This is a genomic window from Pseudoxanthomonas taiwanensis (assembly GCF_010093135.1).
Taxonomy (GTDB): Bacteria; Pseudomonadota; Gammaproteobacteria; order Xanthomonadales; family Xanthomonadaceae; genus Pseudoxanthomonas; species Pseudoxanthomonas taiwanensis.
Genome location: NZ_PDWK01000077.1, coordinates 1 through 11,188 on the forward strand (window position 1 = coordinate 1; position 11,188 = coordinate 11,188).

Annotated in this window: 11 protein-coding genes, 1 pseudogene and 1 riboswitch; of the genes and pseudogenes, 5 read left to right on the forward strand and 7 right to left on the reverse strand. The window is 69.8% G+C overall.

The features are described from left to right. The first annotated feature begins 648 nt into the window (after positions 1-648). Both CR938_RS12340 and CR938_RS12345 read left to right on the forward strand, forming a co-directional pair. Positions 649-822: a hypothetical protein gene (locus CR938_RS12340; RefSeq protein WP_162125305.1), complete on the forward strand. Its 174-nt coding sequence runs from the start codon at positions 649-651 to the stop codon at positions 820-822. Between the two features lie 451 nt (positions 823-1,273). Next, positions 1,274-1,468, forward strand: coding sequence for an oxidoreductase-like domain-containing protein (locus tag CR938_RS12345; protein WP_162125306.1), 195 nt, complete (start codon positions 1,274-1,276; stop codon positions 1,466-1,468). On the opposite strand, the gene CR938_RS12350 is transcribed toward CR938_RS12345, so the two are convergent. From CR938_RS12350 to CR938_RS12370, 5 genes are all read right to left on the reverse strand, one after another. Then, positions 1,465-1,881 carry an acyl-CoA thioesterase gene (locus tag CR938_RS12350; RefSeq protein ID WP_162125307.1) on the reverse strand — a complete coding sequence of 139 codons (417 nt, stop codon included), beginning with the start codon at positions 1,879-1,881 and terminating at the stop codon, positions 1,465-1,467. The genes CR938_RS12345 and CR938_RS12350 overlap by 4 nt on opposite strands. Positions 1,882-1,950: 69 nt before the next feature. Then, positions 1,951-2,277 carry a thioredoxin family protein gene (locus CR938_RS12355; RefSeq protein WP_162125308.1) on the reverse strand — a complete coding sequence of 109 codons (327 nt, stop codon included), beginning with the start codon at positions 2,275-2,277 and terminating at the stop codon, positions 1,951-1,953. Continuing rightward, complete coding sequence (locus tag CR938_RS12360; RefSeq protein ID WP_019397436.1) at positions 2,249-2,725, reverse strand: flavodoxin; 477 nt, start codon at positions 2,723-2,725, stop codon at positions 2,249-2,251. Before CR938_RS12360 ends, CR938_RS12355 begins: the two co-directional genes overlap by 29 nt. Positions 2,726-2,847: 122 nt before the next feature. After that, complete coding sequence (locus tag CR938_RS12365) at positions 2,848-3,912, reverse strand: ribonucleotide-diphosphate reductase subunit beta (protein WP_162125309.1); 1,065 nt, start codon at positions 3,910-3,912, stop codon at positions 2,848-2,850. A 134-nt stretch (positions 3,913-4,046) separates the two neighbouring features. After that, positions 4,047-6,488, reverse strand: a complete 2,442-nt coding sequence (locus tag CR938_RS12370) for a ribonucleoside-diphosphate reductase subunit alpha (RefSeq protein WP_162125310.1) — start codon at positions 6,486-6,488, stop codon at positions 4,047-4,049. A gap of 176 nt (positions 6,489-6,664) precedes the next feature. Further along, positions 6,665-6,878, reverse strand: a riboswitch (cobalamin riboswitch). 400 nt (positions 6,879-7,278) lie between these two features. Here CR938_RS12370 and CR938_RS14445 point away from each other — a divergent pair. After that, complete coding sequence (locus CR938_RS14445; RefSeq protein WP_211365231.1) at positions 7,279-7,482, forward strand: hypothetical protein; 204 nt, start codon at positions 7,279-7,281, stop codon at positions 7,480-7,482. 3 nt (positions 7,483-7,485) lie between these two features. On the opposite strand, the gene zapE is transcribed toward CR938_RS14445, so the two are convergent. Next, positions 7,486-8,622 (reverse strand): cell division protein ZapE, encoded by a 1,137-nt coding sequence (zapE, locus tag CR938_RS12380; protein WP_162125311.1) that lies wholly within the window; start codon positions 8,620-8,622, stop codon positions 7,486-7,488. Beyond that, entirely contained in the window at positions 8,619-9,284 is a 666-nt protein-coding gene (locus tag CR938_RS12385) for an alpha/beta hydrolase (RefSeq protein ID WP_162125312.1), read from the reverse strand. The genes zapE and CR938_RS12385 overlap by 4 nt, the downstream gene beginning before the upstream one ends. 77 nt (positions 9,285-9,361) lie before the next feature. Here CR938_RS12385 and CR938_RS12390 point away from each other — a divergent pair, with 77 nt between their 5' ends. After that, a complete protein-coding gene (locus CR938_RS12390) occupies positions 9,362-10,216 on the forward strand; it encodes an EamA family transporter (RefSeq protein WP_162125313.1) in 855 nt (284 codons plus the stop codon). Between the two features lie 44 nt (positions 10,217-10,260). Beyond that, positions 10,261-11,007, forward strand: a pseudogene (gene queF, locus CR938_RS12395) (NADPH-dependent 7-cyano-7-deazaguanine reductase QueF); the annotation flags it as partial. Between the last annotated feature and the right edge of the window lie 181 nt (positions 11,008-11,188).

The following is an 11,188-nucleotide window of genomic DNA, read 5'->3' on the forward strand; positions in this document are numbered from 1 at the left end:
TGCGACTGCACGGTGGAAAGCGAGATGGCCGACACCACGGCGATGGCCGCCATCAGCAGCAGCATGAGGCCGAAGCCGGCAAACATGCGTTTGCCGACGGTGAAGCGTTGCAGGAACTCGTTCATGGTGACCTTGGGGGAAGGGGAGTTGTCCGCGCAGCGGCGGGCGCGCTGGCGGAACAGCCCCACTCGGGGGCAATCCGGTGTATCGGCGGTACCCATTGCCCCGTTGAGCACACATTCCTGAACTTCCTAAACGGTCCGATAGGCGTGCCGGATCGCCTCCATGCACGCGGCCGAAGAAAACGCCGCAACAACGCCACACGTCACCCGCGCAACGCGCGCCCGGTCACGTTATCGACCGCAGCAATCTGAACAAGCCTGCCCGGCAGCTTCGAACTGTCGGGACGGCCAGACCATCACGGTCTTCTCTCACAACCCGGACCCGACGCCGAACAGCTGCCCACGGACGACGAGGATGGTCAGTTGGAAGTGACTGCTGAACAGGAAGGACCCGACTGTCGTGGTCGCGCCAGAGCGCGGGCAGGATCTGAACCCGCGCGGGGTGGCCTGCCGCATCATGCGGCTGGCCAGGCCACGATCTTCTCCGGTCCGTGACCGGCGCAGCCGCCGACCTGATGACCCGGCCGTGGCGGACGAGCTGGTGGAACTCTACGAGGCGCACAACGGCGATCCTGACGTTGATGCCCTGTTCAACAGGGCGGCGGATGCCTGTCAGGCGTTCATGGTCGCTGCCCAGAGCGCCCCCAAGCGAGGGGAGCGCGGCGTGCCCGTTCCATCCTGCGCACCGGAGAACCGGTGAGGGATCCCGCGCTGCCTCGCGTCTACCTGGTGACCGATGCGTCGCCGCGCGAGGTGACCGTCATCCGCCTGGACTTCGACGGGGAGACCCGTTCGCGGGGCGTCACGGCCTTCCACGACGGGATCGGGAAGTTTGGGAGCGCGGGGGCCAAGGGGACTTCTGACAGCCTTGACTCGACTGGAGCACTGCCTGGCCGTGGCCAAGCTTGTGTTCCCGCATCCACCCCGCACCGCGATGGTGGCAGCGTCTGCCCGGAGTCGCAAATGGCCGCGTGCCTGGCAATGCCGGGTCGCTGTCCGGAGTCCGCCTGCTTGCCATCCTGGCAGACAGGGTGAAGGCCCTGAACTGGGCTGAACATCCTGCCAGCGGGTGCGCCTTCCCGGGACATGGGCGACCTGCCGGCGACGCCGGGTGCCAGCCAGAGGCCCGGCCAATCGGATACGCTTTGCCGATGCTCCCCGCCGATCCCAGGACCGAAGACGACCCGGCACCGCAGCCGCCCGAAGCGCCGCTGCCCGGCGAGTGCTGCGAAAGCGGCTGCCCGATCTGCGTGTACGACCTCTACGCCGAAGCCCTGGACGAGTACCGCCAAGCGCTGGCCGCCTGGCAACAGCGCCATCCCGGGATCGATCCCGGGGTGGCCTAGTCGGCCGCGGCGCCCGCCAACAGCTTGGGTACCGGCGTCGGCCGGCCCAGCGGATCCAGCGCGATCATCACGAACTGCCCGCGGGTGCACAGCTTGCGCTCGCCGCTGAGCAGGTTCTCGGTGATCACCTCGACCTCAACGTTCATCGAGCTGCGGCCCACCTTCATCAGGCGCGCGATCACCTCCACCAGGTCGCCCTTGTGGATCGGCTGGTTGAAGTCCACCTGCTCCGAGCGCGCGGTCACCACCGTGGTACGCGCGTAGCGCGAGGCGACGATGAAGGAGGCCATATCCATCCACGCCAGCGCCTGGCCGCCGAACAGCGTGCCCAGGTGGTTGGTGTGGTCGGGGAAGACCATGTTCATCAGGCGCGCCTCGGTGGGGCGCGCTTCGGCGGGGACGGCTTCGGACATGGCGGCGTTCTCCCTGTTGGCCCGGCCCGATCATCGCCGATCCAGGGAAAGGCGCGCGTGAGGCGACGGCTACAGGTACGCCGCGACCGCCGCGGCCAGCTGCGCGGGGCCTTGGAAGCCTGACAGCCGCGCCGTCTCCACCCCATCGCGGAACAGCGCCAGGGTCGGGGTCTGGCGCAGGCCCAGGCCGCGGAAGAAGTCCTCGCCGACCTCCTCCAGCTTCACCTTCAGCAGCACCAGGCCCTGCGCGGCCGGCTCGGTGGCGAACCTGCGCAGCGCAAGATCAAGCATGGTGCAGCCCGGGCAGGCGTCCTTCCAGTAGTCCACCAGCAGGCGGGGATGGGCCGCCAGCGCGGCGGCATGGGCCTCAGGCGAGGCGGCGTGCAGGATCTGCATGGGCAGCGGCTCCGGTGGCGGCCAGCACCTGGTCGGTCCAGCGGGCGATGGCCAGCGCATCGCGCTGCCCATGCGGCATCTGCTCGATTTCCAGGCGCGGGAAGGGTGAATCGAAGAAGCGGGCGATGCGCCGTACCGCGCCGCAGTAGTACTCCTCGCCCCACTGAGTCTCGCCGGTGCCAAACACGGCCACGTTGGCCGGCTTGCCCACGGCCGCGACCAGGTCGGCGATGAACTGCTTCATCTCCGCCGGCGTGCGCCCGCCGTTGTCGGTCCAGCTGCCCAGCAGGTAGAGGTCATGGCGCGGATCGCCCGCGTCGGCCAGCGCGTGCAATCCCGCCTCCAGCCAGGTCACGGCGTGGCCATGCGCCTCGCAGTGCCCACGCACCTGCCGTGCGAGGTCGCGGGTGTTGCCGCTGAGGGATGCGTAGGCGATCAGGAGGCGCATGAAGGCCGTGATTGGTGATTCGATAAAGGCGATGGTTCGAGGTCAATGTCCGGGTCCCGTGATTGGCGCCGAAGCAGCTTTGCTCTTTCCGATCACGAATGACCAATCACGAGTCACGTGGCTCATAGCTCATCGAATCCGTTGTCCGCGTTGGTCTTCTTGTACGAGGCATTACGCATCTCGAAGAAGTCGGTCTTGGTCTCGGTGAAGTTGTCGGCGTAGGCGCGGATCCAGGGCATGACGTTGTCGGTGGTCTCCGTGTACAGCGACTCGATTCCCAGCATCCCGGCCATCTTGTTCGCGCGGTACTTCACGTAGCGGATCATCTCGTCCACGTCGATGCCGTCGATCCCGTCCAGCACTTCGCCGGTCCACTGCGTCTCCAGCTCGATCGCGTGGCGGAAGGCGACGTGCACGTAGTCGGTCAGCTCGTCGGTCTGCAGTTCCGGGTTCTCGCCGACGATGGCGCGGATCACCTCGCTGATGAACTTGGTATGCGCCAGCTCGTCGCGGTTGATGAAGCTGATGATCTTGCCTGTGCCGGCCATCCGGTTCTGCCGCACCAGGTTGTAGAAGTAGGCGAAGCCGGAATAGAAGTTGATGCCTTCCAGGATCGAGGACTGGATCAGCGCGCGCAGCAGGGTCTCGGCGGTCTTCTCGCGCATGAAGTCCTCGTATGCGGCCATGATCGGTGCGTTGCGGCGCAGGATGGTCGGGTGGGTGCGCGCGATCTCGAACACCCGGTTCTGGTTGGCTAGGTCGGTGATCGAGGCCAGCACGTAGCTGTAGCTCTCGTTGTGGATCACTTCCTGCTGGCCGATGATCGCCGCGTTGGCGTGCGCCGCCGGATCGGTGATGTACTCGGCCACGTTGTAGATGAAGCGGGTCTGCGGCGAGTCCAGGGTGGCCAGCAGACCGATGATCGAGTCGAAGGCGTTCTTCTCGCGCGCCGACAGCTCGCCGTACTGGCGTGCATCGCCCTTCATGTCGACCTCGTCCGGGATCCAGAAGTTGGTCGAGAGCTCCTTGTAGGCGCGGTAGAACGACGGGTAGGGGATGTCGTTCCAGTTGAGGATGCCCGAGGTGGTCCCGTTGATGATCCCGGTCGAACGGTTGGGATGGCGCGGCTCGAGGATGCGGATGCGGTCCAGCCGGGTGGCAGTACGCGGTGCGGCAACAGCATTCATGGTCGTTCTCTCTCTCTAGGAAAGCCCCCCCTGAGTCAGGGGGGCGCGCCGAAGGCGCAAGGGTGTGGAGGCTGATGAGCGGGGCCCGCGGTTCGCAGCGCGAACCGTGGAAGCTGACAAGGGCGAACGCGCGGTCAGCTACTGCACCACTCGCACTCGGCCACGTCGATATCGTTCGAGCGCACGTAGTACGTCGTCTTCAGCCCCTGCCGCCAGGCCTCCAGGTGCAGCTCCAGCAGCACCGAAGCGCGGATCGAGGAAGGTACGTAGAGGTTGAAGCTGATTGCCTGGTCCACGTGGCGTTGGCGGCGCGCGTTCTGCCGCACCGAGGCGAACTGGTCCACCTTCCACGCGCCCTTCTCGTAGTAGGGCCAGGTTTCCAGCGACAGGCCGGGTGCGGCCACCGGGCGCCGGTAGTCCTTCTTTTCCTCGTAGTAGAACGCCGAGTAGACCGGGTCGATCGAGGCACTGGAGCCGGCGATCTGCGCGGTGGACATGTTCGGCGCCACCGCCAGCAGCCAGCCGTTGCGCAGGCCGTTGACCGCCACCTGAGCGGCCAGGTCCAGCCACTCGGGCGAGTTGTAGCCGCGTTCGCGGAAGTAGGCGCCGGTGTGCCAGTCGCTGCCGGGGAAGGCCGGGTAGGTGCCCTTTTCCTTCGCCAGCTCCATGCTGGCCTGGATCGCCAGGCGGTTGATCCGCTCGTACAGCGCGTCGCTGTAGTCCTCGGCCTCCTTCGAATCCCAGTGGATGCCCTTGAGTGCAAGCAGGTGGTGCCAGCCGAAGGTGCCCAGGCCGATCGCGCGGTACTTGCGGTTGGTGATGGTCGCCTGCGGCACCGGCAGCTGGTTGAGGTCGATGACGTTGTCGAGCATGCGCACCTGGATCGGTACCAGGCGCTCGAGCACGTCGCTGATCAGGTCGCCCTGGCCCTCGGCCTGGACCACCGCGCGGCCCAGGTTGATCGAGGACAGGTTGCAGACCACGAAGTCGCCAGCCTGCTTCGTGGTCACGATCTGGTCGCCGGAGATGACCTCCTGGATCATCCGGGTCGGACTCTGGTTCTGGAGGATCTCGGTGCACAGGTTGGACGAGTACACCATGCCGCAGTGCTTGTTCGGGTTCTTCCGGTTGACCTCGTCGCGGTAGAACATGAACGGGTTGCCGGTCTCCAGCTGCGAGACCATGATCCGCTTGAACAGGTCGATCGCCTTGACCGTCCTGCGGCCGATGCGCTCGTCCTCGACCAGCTCCTGGTACTTGCTGCGGAAGCTGCCCTCGCCGCGCTTTTCGTCGTAGAAGTCCTGCAGGTACCAGCCCTTGGCCTGCTTCACCTCGTGCGGGTCGAACAGGTACCAGTCGCCGCGCCGCTCCACCGCCTCCATGAACAGGTCCGGGATGCACACCGCGGTGAATACGTCGTGCGCGCGCAGGCGCTGGTCGCCGTTGTTGAGGCGCAGGTCGAGGAACGCCTCGATGTCGCGGTGCCAGATGTCCAGGTACACCGTCACCGCGCCCTTGCGCTGGCCCAGCTGGTCCACCGAGACGGCGGTGTTGTTGAGCTGCTTGATCCACGGCACCACGCCGCCGGAGGAGTTGGGCACGCCGCGGATCGGCGCGCCGGCGGCGCGCACGTAGCCCAGGTATGCGCCCACGCCGCCGCCGCCCTTGGACACGCGGGCGATGTCGGTGTTGGAGTCGTAGATGCCCTGCAGGCTGTCGTCGACGGTGTCGATGAAGCAGCTGGACAGCTGGCCGCCGACCTTGCCCGCGTTCTGCAGGGTCGGGGTGGCCACGGTCATGTACAGGTTGGACAGCGCCCAGTACGCCTCGCCCACCAGCTGCATGCGTCGCTCACGGGGCTTTTCGTCCTGCATCAGGTACAGCGCGATGGTCAGCCAGCGCTCCTGCGGCAGCTCGTAGACGTTGCGCGCCGCGTCGGTGGCCAGGTAGCGGGTCGCCAGCAGGTACAGGCCGTTGTAGGTGAACAGCTTGTCCCGCTCCGGGTCGATCAGGCGGCCGGCCTCCTCCAGCTCCTCCTTGGAATAGGCGCGCAGGATGTCGTTGGAATAGATGCCGCGGTCGGCCAGGCTCTCCTGCAGGCCGACATAGGAACCGTACTTCTGTGCCACGTCGTAGAAGCGGTTGCGGCTGGCGCGCTTGTACAGGCGGCGCAGGTACAGGCGCGCGGCGAAGTACTCCCATTCCGGCGCGGCCAGGTCCACGCGCGCCTCCGCCTCGCGGATCAGGTGGTCGACCAGGTCGTCGGCTGACAGCGCTTGCTTGCGCGCGACGAAGCCCAGTACCGCGCGCTTGTAGCCGTCGATCTCAAGCTGCGGGAACTCGGCGTGGATGGCATCGATGCTGCGCTCCAGGCGCGCCGGGTCGAATGGCAGGCGGCGGTTGCCGGCCTCCTTGGTGATCCAGGTGGTGGCTGCCGGCGGCGGGGCCGGTGCGGCCGCGCGCGCGGCGGCCGGGGTGGGAACCGGGGCGTCGGCAAGCGCGTCGCCGGTGGCGGCCATGGCCGCGGTGGCCGGGGCCGCGTCGGCGACCAGTGAGGGGGTGTCCTGGGATGTCATGCGCATCCTCCGTGGCGTGATGCACCCCGCGTCCCTCCCTCGGGGAACGCGGATCCGGTGCGGATGCGGAGGATGCGAAGGCAGCGTCGCAACGGCCGCGACGCAGCGCGGCTGCGGCGGACCCTGCTTCGCCAGTCTTCCCCCCTCCGGGGATTCCGTGACCGGCACCGCGCGGTGTGCTTGGCGCGGCTGTCGGCAGGTCTTCGGACTTCCGGACGTGGAGGCTTCCCTCCGCCTACTTCCGCCGCTTCCCAGGCCCTGGCCCAGTGCGTTGGTGCGGGTTCGTTTCCGGTTACCGCTGCGGGGCAGTGCCGGATTCGCCTTGCGGCCCACCGGACTTCCCTTTTAAACCCGCGCCGCGGCGCGGGTACCGACGCGACACAAGATAGTGGGATACCAGGATCATGGCAACCCCATATCTTGGAACGACACCCTGTTGGCGGACTCGTCCGGCGCCTGCGCCAGCCCCGCGCCTTTGCGACACTGCCGGCATGCGCATGCCTGCCCCCGACCCCAGGTCCGTGGCCAGCACCCTGGTGCTGGGCAGCCTCGCCCACTTCCTGCTGGCCGCGGTGGCGGTGCAGGCGCTGCGCCCGGAATACGACCCCTGGCTGGCGCCGCTGAGCCTGTACCTGTCCGGCGCCTGGAGCGCGTGGCTGCGCGCGGCGTACTACGGCCTGGCCCTGGGCATCGTGCTGCTGACGCTGGAACTGCGGCGCACGCTGGAGTCGCGGGCACGCTGGCGCTGGCGGCCACCGCCGCCTGGCCGGGACCGGCACCCAGGTACCCGGTGGACGACCTGGAGGCGCTGGTCCACCGCATCGCGGCGATGGCTGCGTTCCTGCTGGTCGGCAGCGGCATGCTGCTGCAGTCCGCTGCGCTGCACCGCGATCCGCACTGGCGCGGACGGGCCCTGGCGGCGCTGCTGCTGGCGCTGCTGGCCTTCGCCGGGCTGTGGCTGTACGCCTGGCGCCTGCGCGCGGCGCCGCGCTGAGGCTCAGGCGCGGTGCGGGGTGGCCAGGTACTCGGCGCTCTGCATCTCGATCAGGCGCGAGGCGGTGCGCTCGAACGCGCCGCTCAGGCGCTGGCCGTCGTACAGGTGCGGCGGGGCCGCGTCGGCGGGGCAGACCAGGTTGACCTGGCGGTCGTACAGCTCGTCGACCAGGTTGACGAAGCGCCGTGCCACGTCCTCGTTCAGCGCGCCCATGCGCGGGATGCCGCCCAGCAGCACGGTGTTGAACTCGCGCGCGATCTCGATGTAGTCGGTGGTGCCGCGCGGGCCGTCGCACAGGGCGGCGAAGTCGAACCAGACGATGCTCTTGCCGCGGCCGCGCACCGGGATCTTGCGGCCGTCGATCTCGATGTTGCCGCCGTGGGCCGCGTCGCCGCCGCTGAGCTCGCGCCAGCGCTCCGCCAGCCAGGCCTCCGCGCCCGCGTCCAGCGGCGCGCGGTAGACCGGGGAACGGGTCAGCGCGCGCAGGCGGTAGTCCTCCTGGCCGTCCGAGCGCAGCACCACGCAGTGCTGCTGCAGCAGCGCGATCGCCGGCAGGAAGCCGGCGCGCTGCAGGCCGTCGCGGTACAGGTTCTCCGGCGCGGTGTTGGAGGTGGTCACCAGGGTCACGCCCTCGGCGAACATCCGCTCCAGCAGGCGCGCCAGCAGCATGGCGTCGCCGATGTCGGTGACGAAGAACTCGTCCAGCACCAGCACCTTCAGCGCGCCGCGCCAGCGCCGGGCAATGTGCGCCAGCGGGTCGGCCTCGCCGGCGTGCTCGCGCAGGCGCTCGTGCACGCCGCGCATGAAGCGGTGGAAGTGGGTGCGGTACTTGCCGTTGCTGACCTGCGGCTTGCCCGTGCCCGGCGAGTACACCGGCAACGGCAGCGATTCGTAGAACAGGTCGACCACGAAGGTCTTGCCGCGCCCGACCTCGCCCCAGTAATACAGGCCGCGCACCGGCGCCGCCGGGCGCGCGAACAGGCGCGACAGCAGGCCGCCGGAAGGCGGCGCCAGCAGCGCCTGGTGGATGCGGTCCAGCTCGCGCAGGGCCGGGTGCTGCGCCGGGTCGTTGCGCCAGCGCCCGGCCGCGGCGCCCTCGGCGTAGACCTGCGAGGGGGTGCGCACGCCGCTTGCGCTCATGCCTGCGACAGCCAGCCCTTGACCTCGTGCTGGATGGCGCCGCGCAGGTCGATCAGCTTGCGGTGGAAGAAGTGGCTGGTCTCGGGCATGCGCACCAGCTGCGGCTTGCGCGGGAGCGAGTCGATCCAGTCGTACACCGCCTGCGGGTCCACGATCTCGTCGGCGTCGCCCTGCACCACCAGCCACGGGCAGTCGGGGATCTCGATGGCGGAGAAGTCCCAGCCGCGGCCGGCGGCCGGCGGGGCGATCGAGATCAGCCCGTCCGGCCGGAGGCCGGCGGCGGCCTGCAGGCTGACGAAGGCGCCGAAGCTGAAGCCGGCAAGCCACAGGGCGTGGTCCGGGCGCGCCTGGCGCGCCCAGGCCACCACCGTGCGCAGGTCGTCCTGCTCGCCGCGGCCGTGGTCGAAGCTGCCGGCCGACTGGCCGGTGCCGCGGAAGTTGAAGCGGATGGTGGTCGCGCCCAGTTCGCGCAGCGCGCGCGCGGCCATGGTCACCACCTTGTTGTGCATGGTGCCGCCCTCGGTGGGCAGCGGGTGGCAGACCACGGCCAGCAGCGGACGCGCGACCTCCGGCTCGGGCAGGTCGACGGCGACCTCGAGCGGGCCGGCCGGGCCATCGAGCAGCAGCGTCGTGGCCGTGGTGGGGAAGGGAGGTTGTGCCATGCCGCCCATGATAGACGCTGCGCCGTGCGCGCCGGGTGCGCGGCCTACAATGGTGGCCCCTTCCGACCCTCCCCGCCATGGCCTACCTGCTTTCCAGCGTTGCCTGCAGCGTGCTGGTGTCGGTGCTGCTGAAGCTGGCGCCGCGCCGCGGCTGGGACGCGGCGCAGATGGTCACCTGGAACTACCTGGCCGCGGCCGCGCTGTGCGCGCTGCTGCTGCGTCCGCCGCTGCAGGCGCTGCGCGGCCCGGGTGCGCCGTGGCCGGAGATGCTGGTGCTGGCGGCGGTGCTGCCCTCGCTGTTCCTGGTGCTGGCCGCCTCGGTGCGTCACGCCGGCATCGTCCGCACCGACGTGGCCCAGCGCCTGTCGCTGCTGCTGTCGCTGGGCGCGGCCTTCCTCTGGTTCGGCGAACGCGCCTCGGCGGCCAAGCTGGCCGGGCTGGGCCTGGGCCTGCTGGCGGTGGGCTGCATCCTGGCGCGGCCGGATCCGGCCGCCACCGCCGGCGGCCGCGCCTGGGGCCTGCTGCTGCTGGTGTGGGCCGGGTTCGCGCTGGTGGACGTGGTCCTCAAGCGCGTGGCCATGGCCGGCACGCCGTCCCTGGCGGTGCTGCAGGGCGCCTTCGTCCTGGCCTTCGCCGGCATGCTCGCGGTGCAGCTGTGGCGGCACCGGCACGGCGCGCCGCTGGCGGCATCCAGCCTGGGGGCCGGCCTGCTGCTGGGCGTGCTGAACTTCGGCAACATCCTGTTCTACGTGCGCGCACACCAGGCCCTGCCGGAGAGCCCGGCGGTGGTGTTCGCCACGATGAACATCGGCGTGGTGGCGCTGGGCACGCTGGTGGGCGTGCTGGCCTTCGGCGAACGCACCTCCCGGCTCAACCGTGCCGGCATCGTCCTGGCGCTGGCGGCCATCGCCCTGGTCGCGGCCACCCGCTGAACCGGCACCACGGCCACGGACGGGCGCGGCCTTAGAATGCGCGCATGAACACCCCCCACGACTCCAGCCTCGGCCGCGAGGTCAGCTACCCGACCCGCTACGACCCGTCCCTGCTGTTCCCGATCCCGCGCGCCGGCGCGCGCGCCGAGCTGGGGCTGGAGGCGTCCGCGCCGTTGCCGTTCTCCGGCCACGACCGCTGGCACGCCTACGAGCTGGGCTGGCTGGACGGCCGCGGCAAACCGCAGGTGGCCACCGCCACGCTGCACGTGCCGGGCGATTCGCCCAACCTGATCGAATCCAAGTCGCTCAAGCTCTACCTCAACTCGCTCAACGGCACCCGCTTCCCCGACGCGGAGACGGTGCGCGCCCGCATCGCCGGGGACCTGTCGCGCGCGGCCGGCGCGCCGGTGGTGGTGGCCTTCGGCCTGCCGCCACTGGCCACGGACGGGGACGACGAGTGCATCGACGGCATCGAGGCGGACATCGACTGCTACGGCCCGCCGCGGCCGGATTTACTCAAGGCCGATGCCGGCACGGTGGTCGGGGAGACCCTGTGCTCGCACCTGCTCAAGTCCAACTGCCCGGTCACCGGCCAGCCGGACTGGGCCAGCGTGTCCATCCACTACCGCGGCCCGCGCCTGGAGCGGGCCGGCCTGCTGCGCTACCTGGCCAGCTTCCGCGAGCCCCGCGAGTTCCACGAGCAGTGCGTGGAGCGCATCTTCCTGGACCTGCTGCGCCACTGCCGGCCCGAGGTGCTGTCGGTGGAGGCGCGCTACACCCGCCGCGGCGGCCAGGGCGGTGGAGAGCATGAGGAGGGTGCGGTGGTTCATCGGCGGGGCTCCGGGGGTCGGGGGAAGATCGGACGCGGGCGCAGGCGGGGGGGGGGGGGGGCAGGGACCGGGCCGGGTGGATGGGGGCCGGGGCGGTGGTCTTGGTGCGGGTGGCGTCGACGGTGCGCGGGGCGGCAGTGGG